Annotated in this window: 11 protein-coding genes, 2 tRNA genes and 1 pseudogene; 12 read left to right on the top strand and 2 right to left on the bottom strand. The window is 68.3% G+C overall.

All coding sequences use genetic code 11. From position 1 onward, the window contains the following. Positions 1–215: 215 nt before the first annotated feature. The 5 genes from dnaA (at position 216) to ACFHWY_RS14135 (ending at position 6,610) form a co-directional block, all read left to right on the top strand. Positions 216–2,045, top strand: a complete 1,830-nt coding sequence (gene dnaA / locus ACFHWY_RS14155) for a chromosomal replication initiator protein DnaA (protein WP_416580647.1) — start codon at positions 216–218, stop codon at positions 2,043–2,045. Between the two features lie 778 nt (positions 2,046–2,823). Next, on the top strand, positions 2,824–3,957 hold the full coding sequence (gene dnaN / locus ACFHWY_RS14150; protein ID WP_416580646.1) for a DNA polymerase III subunit beta: 1,134 nt from the start codon (positions 2,824–2,826) through the stop codon (positions 3,955–3,957). 41 nt (positions 3,958–3,998) lie between these two features. Then, positions 3,999–4,871, top strand: coding sequence for a phosphogluconate dehydrogenase (NAD(+)-dependent, decarboxylating) (gene gnd / locus ACFHWY_RS14145; RefSeq protein ID WP_416580645.1), 873 nt, complete (start codon positions 3,999–4,001; stop codon positions 4,869–4,871). 16 nt (positions 4,872–4,887) lie between these two features. Further along, a complete protein-coding gene (recF, locus tag ACFHWY_RS14140) occupies positions 4,888–6,021 on the top strand; it encodes a DNA replication/repair protein RecF (RefSeq protein ID WP_416580644.1) in 1,134 nt (377 codons plus the stop codon). Continuing rightward, entirely contained in the window at positions 6,011–6,610 is a 600-nt protein-coding gene (locus ACFHWY_RS14135; protein WP_416580643.1) for a DUF721 domain-containing protein, read from the top strand. The genes recF and ACFHWY_RS14135 overlap by 11 nt, the downstream gene beginning before the upstream one ends. Before the next feature lie 18 nt (positions 6,611–6,628). On the opposite strand, the gene ACFHWY_RS14130 is transcribed toward ACFHWY_RS14135, so the two are convergent. Then, positions 6,629–7,210: a hypothetical protein gene (locus tag ACFHWY_RS14130; RefSeq protein WP_416580642.1), complete on the bottom strand. Its 582-nt coding sequence runs from the start codon at positions 7,208–7,210 to the stop codon at positions 6,629–6,631. A 539-nt stretch (positions 7,211–7,749) separates the two neighbouring features. Between ACFHWY_RS14130 and gyrB the strand changes: the two genes are divergently transcribed. The 7 genes from gyrB to ACFHWY_RS14095 all read left to right on the top strand — a co-directional run bounded on the left by gyrB (position 7,750) and on the right by ACFHWY_RS14095 (position 15,583). Further along, on the top strand, positions 7,750–9,696 hold the full coding sequence (gene gyrB / locus ACFHWY_RS14125) for a DNA topoisomerase (ATP-hydrolyzing) subunit B (RefSeq protein WP_416580641.1): 1,947 nt from the start codon (positions 7,750–7,752) through the stop codon (positions 9,694–9,696). A gap of 129 nt (positions 9,697–9,825) precedes the next feature. Beyond that, positions 9,826–13,602: an intein-containing DNA gyrase subunit A gene (gyrA, locus tag ACFHWY_RS14120; RefSeq protein WP_416580640.1), complete on the top strand. Its 3,777-nt coding sequence runs from the start codon at positions 9,826–9,828 to the stop codon at positions 13,600–13,602. 4 nt (positions 13,603–13,606) lie between these two features. Further along, entirely contained in the window at positions 13,607–14,527 is a 921-nt protein-coding gene (locus tag ACFHWY_RS14115) for a DUF3566 domain-containing protein (RefSeq protein ID WP_416580639.1), read from the top strand. A gap of 183 nt (positions 14,528–14,710) precedes the next feature. Then, positions 14,711–14,784: transfer RNA gene (locus ACFHWY_RS14110), tRNA-Ile, on the top strand. Positions 14,785–14,828: 44 nt separating this feature from the next. After that, positions 14,829–14,957, top strand: a complete 129-nt coding sequence (locus tag ACFHWY_RS14105; RefSeq protein ID WP_416580638.1) for a DLW-39 family protein — start codon at positions 14,829–14,831, stop codon at positions 14,955–14,957. Between the two features lie 36 nt (positions 14,958–14,993). Continuing rightward, positions 14,994–15,066 (top strand) — tRNA-Ala (locus ACFHWY_RS14100). Between the two features lie 193 nt (positions 15,067–15,259). Further along, positions 15,260–15,583 (top strand): hypothetical protein, encoded by a 324-nt coding sequence (locus tag ACFHWY_RS14095; RefSeq protein WP_416580637.1) that lies wholly within the window; start codon positions 15,260–15,262, stop codon positions 15,581–15,583. A gap of 9 nt (positions 15,584–15,592) precedes the next feature. Here the strand turns inward: ACFHWY_RS14095 and ACFHWY_RS14090 are convergent. After that, positions 15,593–16,249: pseudogene (locus ACFHWY_RS14090) on the bottom strand (recombinase family protein); the annotation flags it as partial. Positions 16,250–16,443: the final 194 nt, after the last annotated feature.

The following is a 16,443-nucleotide window of genomic DNA, read 5'->3' as shown; positions in this document are numbered from 1 at the left end:
ACCCGCTTCAGTGCCCGGCCACGGCAGGGGGCAGGTCCGACCCGCGCCCGGCGGGCGGCCACAATCGGTCGGTACACAGGCTGTGGATAACTTGTGGAGGACGACCGGTGCGGCGTCCGGGTTGGTGACGAGGTCACGTCCGCTCGGGCACAAGGCCTCCGGACGGCCAAGGGGACGGCGGCGTCCGGGAGCAGAGGCGAGGGGGTGGCACGACGGTGGCCGGTACGACCGACCTTGCCGCGGTGTGGACGGCGACGACTGACGAACTCGCCGACGAGATCATCTCCGCGCAGCAGCGAGCGTATCTTCGGCTGACCCGGTTACGGGCGATCGTCGACGACACCGCCCTGCTGTCCGTGCCGGACGCCTTCACCCGGGACGTGATCGAGTCCCGGCTGCGGCCGGCGATCACCGAGGCGCTCACCCGCCGGCTGGGCCGGCCGATCCAGGTCGCGGTGACCGTCCGGGCGCCGGAAGGCGGCCAGGCCACGGGCACGGTCTACCGCAGCGCGCCGGAGGCGAACCCCGCCGACCAGGACGGCGGGCCGCGGGGCTTCGACGGCCACGCCGCGGACCTCGGCCCGGGATCCGACGCCGGCCGGCAACTCCCGCTCATCCCCGAGCAGTCGCACCCGGACCGGTTCGACCGGCCGGCGCCGAACATGCCGCCGATCGACGGTGGGCCCCGTACCGGCCCCGGCATGACCGACGGCCAGGAACCCCTCTTCGGCTCCGCGTTCGGCGCGCCACCGCCGCGACCGGCCGACGCCAACCGACGAACAGTGGAACAGCACGGCTTCACCGAACAGTCCGGGCGCCCGGAGCCCCCGGCTCACGGCCCACGGGGATTCGGCGCCCGGTACGGCGAGGAGCCCGGCGGCTCCCCCCGCGACCAGCACGTGATCCGGGGCCTGCCCAACGACGGGGGCACCGACAGCGGCCCCGGCCGTAGTGGCAGCGACCACCGCCCGGTCGGGCGGGACGACCGGCGGCTGCCGGCTGGCGCGGACAGCGGCGGGAACCGGCTCAACCCCAAGTACATGTTCGAGACGTTCGTCATCGGCTCGTCCAACCGGTTCGCGCACGCAGCCTCGGTCGCCGTGGCCGAGTCGCCGGCGAAGGCGTACAACCCCCTGTTCATCTACGGCAGCTCCGGGCTGGGTAAGACCCACCTGCTGCACGCCATCGGGCATTACGCCACGACGCTGGGCAACGCCCGCTCGGTCCGGTACGTCTCGACCGAGGAGTTCACCAACGACTTCATCAACTCGCTGCGGGACGACAAGACCAGCGCGTTCCAGCGCCGCTACCGCGACGTCGACATCCTTCTCATCGACGACATCCAGTTCCTGGAGAACCGCGAGCGGACCCAGGAGGAGTTCTTCCACACCTTCAACACCCTGCACAACGCCAACAAGCAGATCGTGATCACCTCCGACCGGTCGCCCAAGCAGCTGGCGACGCTGGAGGACCGGCTGCGGACCCGCTTCGAGTGGGGCCTGCTCGCCGACATCCAGCCGCCGGACCTGGAGACCCGCATCGCGATCCTGCAGAAGAAGGCCGCCCAGGAGCGCCTGTACGCCCCGCCGGACGTACTCGAGTTCATCGCCTCCCGGGTGTCGAACTCGATTCGGGAACTGGAAGGTGCGCTGATCCGGGTCACCGCCTTCGCCAGCCTCACCCGCTCGAACGTGGAGCTGTCACTGGCCGAGGAGGTGCTGCGGGACTTCATCCCCGACGGCACCGGGCCGGAGATCACCGCCGACCAGATCATGGTCTCCACCGCCGACTACTTCGGGGTCAGCCTGGAGGATCTGCGCGGGCACTCCCGCTCGCGGGTCCTGGTCAACGCCCGCCAGGTCGCCATGTACCTGTGTCGGGAACTGACCGACCTGTCACTGCCCCGGATCGGTCAGGCATTCGGTGGACGGGACCACACCACCGTCATGCACGCCGACCGTAAGATCCGCCAACAGATGGCCGAGCGGCGCTCGCTCTACAACCAGATCGCCGAGTTGACCAACCGGATCAAACAGAACACCTGAGGCGTACGTCTCGTCCGACGCCACCTGCGTCGTCACCGAGGTCCGGCCGGAAGTCGGCCGGACCTTCTTCGTGTCCACCTGTTGACACTCGACGAGGTGTAGACGACACCATCGGAGGCATGTCCGCTCCGGCTTCCGCTCGTTGTCCACAGCTCGTTGTCCACCTCCTGTGGATAAGCCACTCGCCGTCAACATCCAGTTACCCACAGCCTGTGGAGAAACCCTGGGGACAACGTTGTGGACGGCTGGGGACGGCTGGGGACAACCGGTCGCCCTGTCCACCGTCGACGACCCACCTGTGGACAACCTGTTGAAGGTTCTGGGGATGACGGCGTCCGAGACGCCCGCGACGATCCACAGGACTGGGGAGAAAGTCGGTGGATTACCGGTGGACAACCGGTGGACAACGGTGGACAACGTCGTCCACGAGAGCCGCCTGTGGACCACGGGCCGGGTTGTACCCCTACTTCTCCACAGTCAACCCACCGGTGGATAACCCTGTGACCTGCCCAGACAGGGGTTTTCCACAGTTTGCACAGGTGCGATGAAGACGATGGGTTATCTCTTCTAAAAGAACGAAAAACCAATCATCACCGTTGGGCTTTCTGTGGATCGTGTCGCTGCCGCTGGGCAGACCCGCCAGAGCGACACGATCCATGGGGTCGGGCACACAGCCGATACCATCGCGCCCTAAGGTTCGATGGGCACCGGCACGCCAGGCGGGTCGGTGGGCAGCGTCCGGCATGAGAGAGTTGACGACGTCGACGCGGAGGCATTGATGAAATTCCGAGTAGAGCGCGACGCGCTCGCCGAAGCCGTGGCCTGGACCGCGAAGAGCCTGCCCAACCGGCCTTCTGTGCCGGTGCTGGCCGGTGTGATGCTCCGCGTCACCGACGGCAGCCTGCAGGTGTCCGGCTTCGACTACGAGGTCTCCAGCCAGGTCGCCGTCGAGGTGCAGGGCGATGCCGACGGTGCCGCGCTGGTATCCGGGCGGCTGCTCGCCGAGATCACCAAGGCGCTGCCCGCCAAACCGGTGGACATCGCCGCCGTGGGCGCGCACCTCGAGCTGGTCTGCGGCAGCGCCCGGTTCACCCTGCCCACAATGCCGGTGGAGGACTACCCCACGCTGCCCGAGATGCCAGCCAGCGCCGGCACGATCGACGCCGCCGCCTTCGCCGCCGCAGTAGCCCAGGTCGCGATCGCCGCCAGCCGGGACGAGACACTGCCGATGATGACCGGCGTGCGCGTCGAGATCTCCGGCAACAGCCTGGCCATGCTCGCCACCGACCGCTACCGGCTGGCGCTGCGCGAAATGGAGTGGACCCCGGACGACCCGAAGATCAGCCTCAACGCGCTGGTGCCGGCCCGCACGCTCAACGACACCGCCAAGGCCCTCGGCCCGCTGGGCGGCCAGGTCGTGCTGGCGCTCTCCCAGGGCTCCGCTGGCGAAGGCATGATCGGTTTCTCCGGCGGCACCCGGCGCACCACGAGCCGCTTGCTCGACGGCGCCAACTACCCCCCGGTGCGGTCACTCTTCCCGGCCACCCACAACGCCGAGGCGCGGGTACCCGTCAGCACCCTCATCGAGGTCGTCAAGCGGGTCGCCCTGGTCGCCGAGCGGGCCACCCCGGTGCTGCTCAGCTTCAGCGCCGACGGCCTGGTGGTCGAGGCCGGCGGCACCGAGGAGGCCCGGGCCAGCGAGGCCATGGAGGCGACCTTCAGCGGGGAGCCGGTCACCATCGGGTTCAACCCCCAGTACCTCATCGACGGGCTGGCCAATCTCGGCACCCAGTTCGCGGTGCTGCACTTCGTCGACGCCTTCAAACCCGCGGTGATTTCCCCGGCCGGGGAGGATGGCGAGCTCATCGGTGGGTACCGGTACCTCATCATGCCGATCCGCGTGTCCCGCTGATCGGCAGAGCACACCCGTACCCACGAAAGGTAGTCACCAAGATGCAGCTCGGCCTGGTAGGACTCGGCCGGATGGGCGGCAACATGCGCGAGCGGTTGCGCACCGCCGGTCACGAGGTGGTTGGTCTCGACCACAACGCGGAGCTGAGTGACGTCGCCAGCCTGGCTGAGCTGGCCGAAAAGCTGGACGCACCACGGGCGGTCTGGGTGATGGTGCCCGCCGCCGTCACCGATACCACCATCAACGAACTGGCCGCCGTGCTCGACGAGGGAGACCTCATCATCGACGGTGGCAACTCGCGATTCAGTGACGACGCCCTTCGGGCCGAACGGCTCGACGAACGGGGCATCGGCTACATCGACGTGGGCGTGTCCGGCGGGGTGTGGGGGCGGCAGAACGGCTACGGCCTGATGGCCGGTGGAGCCCAGGAACACGTCGAACGCCTCATGCCGATCTTCAACGCGCTCAAGCCCGAGGGCGAGTTCGGCTTCGTTCACGCCGGCCCGGTCGGTGCCGGCCACTACGCCAAGATGGTGCACAACGGCATCGAGTACGGCCTCATGCACGCCTACGCCGAGGGCTACGAGCTGATGGCCGCCTCGGAACTGGTGACGAACGTGCCAGGCGTGATCAAGTCGTGGCGCGAGGGCACCGTTGTCCGCTCCTGGCTGCTGGACCTGCTCGACCGGGCGCTGGAGGAGGATCCGCAGCTGAACCAGCTCAGCGACTACACCGAGGACACCGGCGAGGGGCGGTGGACGGTGGACGAGGCGGTCCGGCTCGCTGTGCCACTCAACGTCATCACCGCCTCGCTGTTCGCTCGGTTCGGCTCCCGGCAGGACGACTCTCCGGCGCTGAAGGCCGTCTCCGCGCTGCGCCAGCAGTTCGGCGGGCACGCCGTCCGCAAGCGCTGACCGGCACCGCGAATCCGTGTACGTCCGCCGGCTCGAACTGGTCGACTTCCGCTCGTACGAGCGCGTCGACGTCGACCTCGAGGCGGGGCCGAACGTCCTGATCGGCGCCAACGGCGTCGGTAAGACCAACCTGGTCGAGGCACTGGGTTACGTGGCGACGCTGGACTCACACCGGGTCGCCACGGACGCACCGCTGGTGCGGATGGGCGCCTCCGCCGCGGTCATCCGCTGCGCGGTCGTGCACGACGGACGGGAACTTCTGATCGAGCTGGAAATCGTCCCGGGCAGGGCCAACCGCGCCCGACTCGGCCGCTCTCCGGCCCGTCGGGCCCGCGACGTTCTGGGCGCACTACGCCTGGTGCTCTTCGCCCCGGAGGATCTCGAACTGGTCCGGGGCGACCCGGCCGAGCGCCGCCGCTACCTCGACGACCTGCTGGTGCTGCGCCAACCCCGGTACGCCGGCGTGCGCGCCGACTACGAACGGGTGGTCAAACAACGTAACGCGCTGTTGCGTACCGCATATCTGGCCCGCAAGACCGGCGGCTCGCGGGGCGGGGACCTCAGCACCCTGGCCGTCTGGGACACCCATCTGGCCCGCAACGGCGCCGAGCTGCTCGCCGGCCGGCTGGAGCTGGTCGCCGCGCTGACCCCACACGTGGCCAAGGCGTACGACGCGGTGGCCGCCGGGCGGGGTGCGGCGGGGATCGCCTACCGACCGTCGGTGGAGCTGGCCGAGCCCACCACCGACCGGGAGGCCCTCGCCACGGTGCTTGCCGGCGCGCTTGAGGAGTTGCGATCCGCCGAGATCGAGCGGGGTACCACCCTGGTCGGTCCGCACCGCGACGACCTCACGCTCAGTCTGGGGCCACTGCCGGTCAAAGGGTACGCCAGCCATGGCGAGTCTTGGTCGTATGCGCTGGCGCTCCGGCTGGCCGGGTACGACCTGCTTCGCAGCGACGGCATCGAACCGGTGCTGGTGCTCGACGACGTCTTCGCCGAACTGGATGTCGGCCGGCGCGACCGGCTGGCGGACCTGGTGGGCGGGGCCAGTCAGCTGCTGGTGACCTGCGCGGTCGCCGACGACGTGCCGGCCGTCCTGCGCGGCGTACGGTACGAGGTGGCGGAGGGGACGGTGCGTCGTGCCGAGTGACCCACAGCACGCGGATCAGCGACCCCAGGCGGGCCCGGGCGGGAAGCCGGGCAGCGACGGCGTCGAGCGCCCGACGGCCGACGAGGGTGTGGCCGGGCCACAGTTGGCGCGTGCGGTGCTGGACGCGGCGAAGGTCCGAAGGGAGACGGCCGGACGGAACCGGTCCCGTGGCGCGACCGGCGGGACCGGCGGCGAACGTCGTCTGCGCGGCTACTCGGGTCCGGGTCCGGATCCGCGCGATCCGCAGCCCCTCAGTGTCGTGCTCAACCGGTTGGTGAAGGCCCGCGGCTGGCAGCAGCCGGCCGCGGAGGCGAGGGTCTTCGGTGCCTGGGAGCGGGTGGTCGGTGAAGAGGTGGCTCAGCACAGCCGCCCGGTGAAGTTGGAGAACGGGGAGCTGACCGTCGAGGCGCGCTCCACCGCGTGGGCGACGCAACTGCGGCTGCTCGCCGGCTCGCTGTTGCAGCAGATCGGCCGGGAGGTCGGCCACAACGTGGTCCGCAGGCTACACATCCACGGCCCGGCCGCGCCGTCCTGGTCGCGGGGTCCGCGCCGGGTACGTGGCCGGGGACCCCGCGACACCTACGGCTGACCCGGCCGGGCGTGGTGGCTACGGCTGGGCGACCCGGCGCGGGGCCGCAGACTCGGCGTACACGGCGAATCCGTGGTCGGCGCAGCGCCGGTAGAAGGCGGCCAGCACGCTCAGCTCCGCGCAGGTGAAGTTCCACTGCGGCGCGGCTCCGCTGTCGTCGCGCAGCGCGTCGAGCCGGCTGTCCAGCCAGCGCAGCTGCTGCTCGGCCAGCCGCCCGTCAGACAGCAACGAACGTAGTACCGCACCGACGGACTCGAAGGTGACAGCCTCGCCCTGCGGCCGGTGCGCGGCGACGAAGCGTTCGACGCCGGCCGCGATCCAGGCGCAGCCGTCGGGATCGATGACTGGATCCTCGTCCTCGGCCGCCGCGTCAGTGGCGTAGAGCACACCGTCGAGCCCGAGGACAAGATCCACGATCTCCGTGTAGGCGGTGGCCCGGATTGTGCCCGTCTTCGCGATCAGTTCGGCGAGCGCGGCGGTAGGCGCCGAAATTCCCTGCACATCGGCGATGTCGCCGAAGTCGACGAACTCGGCCGGTGCGGCCGGATCGTAGAAGCGGCCGGTCCGCGGCCACTGGACCGCGACGTTGTCCAGCCCCATCTCATGTCACCCTTTCAACGAACACAGGCGGTTGATCGGATCGATCGTCCGGTTCCGACCGTGAAAGATCAAGGCCGGCGGGCAACCTGACCCTCGCGGAACGGTACGCCCGTGCGGCACCGGCCGGTACACCCGCTGGCGGACCTTGGGTCGGCCACGCTGTCGTGCGGCGAACCTGATGATCATGCCATGTTGTGTAGGGGGAGTAGTGGACAGCGCGATTCGGCCCGCTACGTAGATCTGAGCCGCCGCGAAGGGGTGCCGAGTGGTGGTTCTGTCGCCCGCGCACAGTAAGATTGGCGTGAGACGAAGACCCGGTGCGGAGTGGCGGGGTCGCGGGTCCGGTGCGGGCCCACGACCATTGTCCGACTCGGGTCGAGCCGATCGCGATTCGCGGGCAACCGCGGCGACCGGCGCGTTCGACCCGTACCCCGGAATTGTCACCGGTGCCGGTCTGCGTGCCGACGTCGCGTCCTGTCCCGCCGAACCCGCGCCCGGCCGTGCCCTACGGCGCGGTCGGCGCGAGAAAGTGGCCGAGGGTGGCAGCGCAGGACAATCAGCAGTACGGCGCAGAATCGATCACTGTCCTCGAAGGGCTGGAGGCGGTCCGCAAGCGGCCCGGCATGTACATCGGGTCGACCGGCGAACGGGGCCTGCACCACCTGGTGTGGGAGGTCGTCGACAACGCCGTGGATGAGGCGTTGGCCGGTCACTGCGACACGATCGACGTGGTGCTGCTCGCCGACGGCGGCGTCCGGGTCACCGACAACGGCCGGGGCTTCCCGGTCGACCTGCATCCCAAGCTCAAGAAGCCGGGCGTCGAGGTGGCGCTGACCGTGCTGCACGCGGGCGGCAAGTTCGACGGCAAGGCGTACGCGGTCTCCGGCGGCCTACACGGCGTCGGCGTCAGCGTGGTGAACGCCCTCTCCACGAAGATGGAGGTGGAGATCCACAAGGACGGCTTCGTCTGGCGGCAGCAGTACCACAACTCGAAGCCGACCCCGCTGGAGAAGGGCGAGTCGACGGACCGGACGGGCTCGGCGGTCGCCTTCTGGCCCGACCCGGATGTCTTCGAGACCGTCGACTTCGACTTCCAGACCATCTACCGGCGCATCCAGGAGTACGCCTTCCTCAACCGTGGCCTCACCATCCACCTGCTCGACGAGCGGGTCCGGGAGGGCGAGGAGGGCAAGCCACGCGAGGTCACCTTCTGCTACCAGGGCGGCATTGCCGACTTCGTCCGGCATCTCAACGCCTCGAAGAACCCGATCCACAAGACGGTGGTCGAGTTCGGCGCCGAGGAGGAGGGCATGTCGGTCGAGATCGCCATGCAGTGGAACGAGTCATACGGCGAGTCGGTCTACACCTTCGCCAACACGATCAACACCCACGAGGGCGGCACCCACGAGGAGGGCTTCCGGGCCGCGCTGACCGGCGTGGTCAACCGGTACGGAGCCGACAAAAAGTTCCTCAAGGGCGACGAGAAACTCTCCGGCGAGGACATCCGCGAGGGCCTTGCCTCGATCATCTCGGTCAAGCTGACCAACCCGCAGTTCGAGGGCCAGACCAAGACCAAGCTGGGCAACACGCCGGTGAAGAGCTTCGTGCAGCGGGTCTGCAACGAGTGGCTCATCGACTGGATGGACCGTAACCCGGCCGAGGCGAAGATCATCATCACCAAGGCGTCCCAGGCCGCCCGCGCCCGGATCGCCGCCCAGCAGGCCCGCAAGTTGGCCCGGCGCAAGTCGCTGCTGGAGTCCGGCTCGATGCCGGGCAAGCTGGCCGACTGCCAGTCCACCGACCCGCGCGAGTCCGAGGTGTTCATCGTCGAGGGCGACTCGGCGGGCGGTTCGGCCAAGCAGGGGCGTGACCCGCGTACCCAGGCGATCCTGCCGATCCGGGGCAAGATCCTGAACGTGGAGAAGGCCCGGATCGACCGGGTGCTGAAGAACAACGAGGTGCAGGCGCTCATCACCGCGCTGGGCACCGGCATCCACGACGACTTCGACATGGAGAAGCTGCGCTACCACAAGGTGGTGCTGATGGCCGACGCCGACGTCGACGGCCAGCACATCCAGACGTTGCTGCTCACCCTGCTGTTCCGCTTCATGCGCCCCCTGGTCGAGCTGGGCCACGTCTACCTGGCCGCACCGCCGCTCTACAAGATCAAGTGGAACAAGAAGGGCGACGACGCGCAGTACGCGTACTCCGACCGGGAGCGCGACGGGCTGATCGCGCTGCGGCAGCAGAAGAAGCCGAACGCCAGGCCGGACGACATCCAGCGGTTCAAGGGTCTCGGCGAGATGAACTACCCGGAGCTGTGGGAGACCACGATGAACCCGGCCACCCGGACACTTCGTCAGGTCACCCTGGACGATGCGGCAACCGCCGACGAGCTGTTCAGCGTTCTGATGGGTGAGGACGTCGAGGCCCGCCGTTCGTTCATCCAGCGCAATGCCAAGGACGTCCGCTTCCTGGACATCTGATGGACCGGTGCCGGGCCGGAGACCGCTCCGGTCCGGTCCGCCGGTCCACAGAGTTATCCACAGCTTGGCCGGTATCCACAGGTGTTATCCACAGCGCAAAAACGACCTTCAGTCTGATAAGGGTTAACAGTGACCGATTCCCCCGAGTCCACACCCAACGAGCCCGAGATCCCCGAGGCGCTGGCCGCCGTCGTCTCGCACGACCGGATCGAGCCGGTCGGGCTCGAGGTGGAGATGCAGCGCTCCTACCTCGACTACGCGATGAGCGTCATCGTCGGGCGGGCGCTGCCGGACGTCCGGGACGGGCTCAAGCCGGTCCACCGCAAGATCCTCTACGCGATGTTCGACTCGGGCTACCGGCCGGACCGCGGCTACGTGAAGTGCTCCCGGGTTGTCGGTGACGTGATGGGCCAGTTCCACCCGCACGGCGACTCGGCCATCTACGACGCGCTGGTCCGGATGGCGCAACCCTGGTCGCTGCGCTACCCACTGGTCGACGGCAACGGCAACTTCGGTTCACCCGGAAATGATCCGGCTGCGGCGATGCGTTACTGTCTGTCACCTGACAGCCGGATTCGTACCGCTGTGGGAAGCGTGCGGATCGGCGACGTGGTGCTGGGTGCGGCGCCGAGCAGCGAGACCGACGTCGACCTGAAGGTCCGCGACCGCAACGGCGACCTGGTCCGCGCCTCGAAGTTCTTCCACTCCGGCGAGCACCCGACGCTGCGGCTGCGCACCCGCGAGGGATACGAGCTGACCGGCACCCACAACCACCCGGTGCTCTGCCTGGTGGACGTGGCCGGTGTGCCGACCCTGCTCTGGAAGCTGCTCGCCGAGATCTCCCCCGGCGACCGGGTGGTGCTCCAGCGCAGTGTGCCGGACGAGATCGGCTACCCGATGCTGGAGCACGTCGAGGCCGCCGTTCTCGCCGGTGCCCTGGTGAGCGGGGGCCGGATCTCGCATGAGTGGGTCGAGTTCACCAACACCGACCGACAGTTCTTCACCCGCGTCGTGGCTGCCTTCGACCTAGCCGTCGGCGGCAGGCGCTGGTTCGGCGAGGAGGTCATGCCCTCGGGCAAGACCCTGCACCGTATTCGCGTCAGTAGTCGGCAGCTTGCGACTACGGCTCTCGGTGAGTTGGTCGGTGCGCGGAGTGCGGCGAATTCCGTGCCCGAGTTCGTCTGGCAGGGGCCGGCGGCCATCAAGCGAGCCTTCGTCCAGGCCCTCTTCGAGGGGGACGGCTCCTCGTCGCTGCTGCCGCGCAGCACCATCCAGATCTCGTACTCCAGCAGCAGCGAGCGGCTCGCCCGCGAGGTGCAGCAGCTGCTGCTGGAGTTCGGCGTGATCAGCCGGCAGTGCCGGTACGACAGCGGCGAGATCAAGGTCGTCATCACCAACCGCAGGGACGTGCGGATCTTCGCCGCCCACGTCGGCTTCCTCGGCCGCAAGCAGGCCAAGCTGGAGTCGGAGCTGGAGTCGGTGCCGGCAAGTAGCACCGCGCTTTCCAGCGACCACGTGCCGCTGGTCGCTGACTTCATCCGCGAGCACGGCGCGAGCCGTTGGACCGAGCGGGACTGGCTGCGCCGACACAACGTGGACCGGGTCGAGCGTTGGGAGCGGCACCGGGAAGAGATCGCGGCCCGGATCACCAACGCCGGGGTGCTCGACGTGGTCGAGCCTCTGGTCGACGGGCGCTTCTACTACGCCGAGGTGGCCGAGGTCGCGGACGCGGGCGTCCAGCCGGTCTACAGCATCCGGGTCGACACCGACGACCATTCGTTCGTCTCCGACGGCTTCGTCAGCCACAACACAGAATGCAAGCTCGACCCGCTGGCCATGGAGATGCTGCGGGACATCGACGAGGACACCGTCGACCTGCAGGACAACTACGACGGGCGGGCCAAGGAACCCACCATCCTGCCGTCCCGAATCCCCAACCTGCTGATCAACGGCTCCGAGGGCATCGCGGTCGGCATGGCCACCAAGATCCCACCGCACAACCTGCGCGAGATCGGGGCGGCGGTGCAGTGGTGCCTGGAGCGCCCGGAGGCGGACGAGGCCAGCACGCTGGAGGCGCTGCTGGAGATCGTCAGGGGTCCGGACTTCCCCACCTACGGCCTGATCGTGGGTCAGCAGGCCATCCAGGACGCGTACCGCACCGGACGCGGCTCGATCCGGATGCGCGCCGTGGTGGAGGTCGAGGAGGACAAGCGGGGTCGGCCGGCACTGGTCGTCAGCGAACTGCCCTACCAGGTGAACCCGGACAACCTGGCCGAGCGGATCGCCGAGTTGATCAAGGAGGGCAAGCTCGCCGGCATCGCCGACATCCGCGACGAGTCCTCCGGGCGTACCGGCATGCGAATCGTGTTGGTGCTCAAGCGCGACGCGGTCGCGAAGGTGGTGCTGAACAACCTCTACAAGCACACCCAACTCCAGGAGACCTTCGGTGCCAACATGCTGGCCCTGGTCGACGGAGTGCCGCGCACGTTGAACCTGGCGCAGTTCATCCGCTACTACGTCGAGCACCAGATCGAGGTGATTCGACGGCGGACGGCGTTCCGGCTGCGGAAGGCGGAGGAGCGGGCGCACATCCTGCGCGGCCTGTCCAAGGCGTTGGACGCGCTGGACGAGGTGATCGCCCTGATCCGGCGCTCGCCCACCGTCGAGGACGCGCGCCAGGGTCTGATCCGGCTGCTGGACATCGACGAGATTCAGGCCACCGCGATCCTGGACATGCAGTTGCGCCGGCTCGCCGCGCTGGAGCGGCAGCGGATCCTCGACGACCTGGCCAAGTTGGAGGTGGAGATCGCCGATCTGAAGGACATCCTCGCCAAGCCGGAGCGGCAGCGTCGGATCGTGTCCGAGGAACTCGGCGAGATCGTGGCCAAGTGGGGCGACGAACGGCGTACGAAGATTATTCCATTCGACGGTGAGGTCTCGATGGAGGACCTCATCGCCCGGGAGGACGTGGTCGTCACGATCACCCGCACCGGGTACGCGAAGCGCACGAAAGTCGACCTCTACCGCTCGCAGCGACGCGGCGGCAAGGGGGTCAGTGGCGCCACGCTGCGGCAGGACGACATCGTCAGCCACTTCTTCGTCTGCTCGACGCACGACTGGATGCTGTTCTTCACGAACAAGGGGCGGGTGTACCGGGCCAAGGCGTACGAGCTTCCGGAGGCCAGTAGGGTGGCCAAGGGCCAACACGTGGCCAATCTGCTTGCCTTCCAACCGGACGAGCAGATCGCACAGATCATCGAGATCCCGAATTACCAGGTGGCCCCCTACCTGGTCCTGGCGACGAAGAACGGCCTGGTGAAGAAGACGCGGCTTGAGGAGTTCGACTCCAACCGATCCGGCGGCATCATCGCGATCAACCTGCGCGATGAGGACGAGCTGGTCGGTGCTGCCCTCGCCGGCCCCGCCGACGACCTGCTGCTGGTCTCCAAGAATGCTCAGGCGATCCGGTTCAATGCCAGCGACGAGGCGTTGCGGCCGATGGGCCGGGCGACTTCGGGCGTGATCGGCATGCGCTTCGGCGAGGAGGACGTGCTGCTGGCCATGGAGGTCGTCCGCGAGGGTCTGGACGTTCTGGTGGCCACGAACGGGGGATACGCGAAACGCACCCCGATCGAGGAATACCCGGTCCAGGGCCGGGGAGGTAAGGGTGTGCTGACTGCGAAGATCACCGAGCGGCGGGGTGGTCTGGTGGGTGCGGTGGTGATCGACCCGGACGATGAGCTGTTTGCCATCACCAGCAACGGTGGCGTCATCCGGACTCCGGTGAAGCCTGTACGCCGCACGCGTGACCGGAACACAATGGGGGTCAAGCTGATGGACCTCCCGGATGGCGTGACTATCGTGGCGATTGCTCGCAATGCCGACGAGCCTGACGAACAGGACTAGTTGAATGACGGAGACACAGGCGAAGTCGGGGAACGCGGGGACCTCGGCCAACCCGGTCGACGAGGAGGCCGCGAAGAGCGGCACACCACCGACCGGCCGCGCGGCCGTGGGCCGGGCCACCGTCCCCGCCGACGCGCCTGCCCCGAAATTCACCCGGGCTCCCGGCATGACCCCACCCCCGGACAAGCCGACAGAAGGACAGACAGCCGAGGCCGGGGATGAGGGAACCGGTGCCGAGGCCCCCAACATCCCGGACGCCACGCCGGACCTCACCGCCGGCAAGCCGACGGCTCCCCAGCCTGCCGCTGCCCGTTCCGGCCAGTCCTCAGTCGCTGCCACCGGCCTCCTACCGAGCGCCAGCACCGGGACGACCGGCACCCAACCCCGGGTGACCGGTGCCGGCGTGCGGCCGGATGCCACCCGCCCACTCGGTTTCGGTCGGCCGGCGAATGGCGGCGGGCTGCCGCCGGGAGTCGGAACCCCGGCGGTCGGTGCCGCCCGGGTGGGTGAGGCGGTGCGTGCCGCGCGTACCTCGGTCAGTTCGGCCGCCTCACGGGGGCCGCGACGGGCCCGGCTGAACCTCAAGCGGATCGACCCCTGGTCCGTGATGAAGTTCGCGTTCGCCGTGTCGGTCGTGCTGTTCATCGTCATCGTCGTCGCGACATCGGTGCTCTACCTGGCGTTGGACGCGATGGGTGTGTTCGCCAGCGTGAACGACAGCCTGGGTGACCTGGTCAACGCGGGCGGCGGGCAGAGCACCAGCGGGTTCCAGATCACCGCGCGTGGTGTGATCTTCTCATCGGCGTTGATCGGGCTGGTCAACGTCGTGCTGTTCACCGCTCTCGCCACATTGGGGGCGTTCGTCTACAACGTCTGCGCCGACCTGGTGGGCGGCATCGAGCTGACCCTCGCCGAGCGCGACTGACCTGACGAGCAGGCTCGGCCGGCTCGCTCCCGCGGGGCGGCCGAGCCTGAACGTGTCGGGCCTAATCCGATGGGCGCCACCGCCGGTCCTCCGCTAGGTTTGAGGGGCGACGACCTGTGGGCGACACCCCTCCCCGATTTGGGGGCACCTGGGCGGATGGGTTAACCTTGCTCGTCGCTACGCGGGGCTATAGCTCAGTCGGTTAGAGCGCAGAGCTGATAACTCTGAGGTCGCTGGTTCGATTCCAGCTAGCCCCACCGCACATTGTCCGACGAGGCGTCGAGCGTAAGGGGCAGCACCGATGTTCAAGAAGCTGTTGATCCTGGCCGGCGTCGTCGGTGTGGCCGCCGTGGTGGCGAAGAAAATCAAGGAAACGAACGACGAGCGTGCCCTCTGGCATGAGGCGACCACCCCGCCGGACCTTCGCTGACAGTCTGCTTCGCATCGGGCGGTTTTGCTGCCCAACGGGGCCCTAGCTCAACTGGCAGAGCACTGCCTTTGCAAGGCAGGGGTTAGGGGTTCGAGTCCCCTGGGCTCCACCGACCGCACCATTGTGCGAACCGGTGGTACTCCTGAAGTGCCCCCGTCCGTTTCGGGCGGGGGCATCGTCGTGTCGGTGGGGATCTTGAACACGGGGACGACTCCCTGGTCGGTGATTTGGACTTCGGCGATGAGGGTCTCGATGGCGGCTTTGCGTTCGGTGGCGGTGCCGCTGGTCATGATGGTGCTGAGGTGGTCGCGGATGCGGGCGACGGTGCCGGGCGGCGGGGGCTCGGGCTGGACCGTCAGGCCGGCGTCGAGTTCGGTGTGCCGGGCTTGAAGTTGAGCCAGCCGTTGGCGGAGTTCCCGGATGCGTGGGCCGGCGGTGGCGTCGTCCATGGTGCCGTTCTCGAACGCCGTGTGATACCGGTCGATCGCGTTCTCGGTGCTGGTGATCTGGTGGGCGACGGCGGTGAGTTCGGCCCGTCGGTCGTCGCTGGTGGTGTCGTGTTGGGCGTGGGCGCGGTCGATCATGGCGGCGAGGACGGGTTCGGCGGTGGTGTAGAAGTCGAGTAGGGCTTTGAGGATCATCTGGTCGAGGTCGTCGGCGGGGAGGCGGGGTGCGGTGCAGGTGGCGTGTTTGCCGTAGCGGGTGCGGGTGAAGCAGGTGTAGTAGCGGTAGCGGCGGGTGCGGCCTTTGGCGGACGTGCCGATGTAGCGCTGTCCGCACCGCGGACATGTCAGTAGGCCGGTGAGGTAGTAGTCCGAGTCGGACATGGCCCGCTGGGTTTGGGCATCGCCTCGCGCGGAGGCGATGTCCTGGGCACGGCGGAACGTGTCCCGGTCGATGAGCGGCTCGTGGGCGTCGGGGACGTAGACGTCGCGGTAGGCGATGTCCCCGGTGTAGGCGGGGTTGTCCAGGATCCGGTTGATGGTGTGTCCGGACCACTTCTTCCCGGTCCGGTTGGGGATACCACGCTCGTTGAGGTCGCTGGCGATAGCGCGGGTGCCGAGTCGGTCGCGGGTGTAGAGGCGGAAGATGTCCCGCACGATGGGTGCCTCGTCGGGGTGGGGGACGAGGCGTTGGGTGTCGCGGTTGACGAGGTAGCCGTAGGGGCGGTTGCCTCCGGCCCATTGGCCTTTGCTGGCTTTCGCGGTCATGCCGCTTTTCACCCGGTCGATGATCATGTTGCGTTCGTATTCGGCGAAGACGGCGAGGAATTGCAGCATCATGCGGCCGACTGCGCCGCCGGTGTCGACGGGTTCGGTGGCGGAGGCGACTCGGACGTTGGCGGCGTCGAGGGCAGGGTCTTTGCGTTGTCGATGTGCGGGGCTGTGAGCTGGGCTGACGTGTCGATTGGGGTCGACTGAGGACGGGTGTGGCCCCTTCGGTGATCATGAGGTTTGTCGAGAACTTCGTGATCCTGGGAAGGGCC

Source organism: Micromonospora sp. LOL_024 (genome assembly GCF_048060415.1).
Classification (GTDB): domain Bacteria; phylum Actinomycetota; class Actinomycetes; order Mycobacteriales; family Micromonosporaceae; genus Micromonospora.
Note: the sequence above shows the minus strand (reverse complement) of the source record. Positions and strands in the feature narration are given on the sequence as shown.

Bases quoted from the DNA above. Each gene is read 5' to 3' on its own strand.
- ACFHWY_RS14130 (WP_416580642.1), bottom strand. From the start codon at position 7,210: ATGGGGCTGGACAACGTCGCGGTCCAGTGGCCGCGGACCGGCCGCTTC.
- ACFHWY_RS14115 (WP_416580639.1), top strand. From the start codon at position 13,607: ATGACGGAGACACAGGCGAAGTCGGGGAACGCGGGGACCTCGGCCAAC.
- gnd (WP_416580645.1), top strand. From the start codon at position 3,999: ATGCAGCTCGGCCTGGTAGGACTCGGCCGGATGGGCGGCAACATGCGC.
- ACFHWY_RS14105 (WP_416580638.1), top strand. From the start codon at position 14,829: ATGTTCAAGAAGCTGTTGATCCTGGCCGGCGTCGTCGGTGTGGCCGCC.
- dnaN (WP_416580646.1), top strand. From the start codon at position 2,824: ATGAAATTCCGAGTAGAGCGCGACGCGCTCGCCGAAGCCGTGGCCTGG.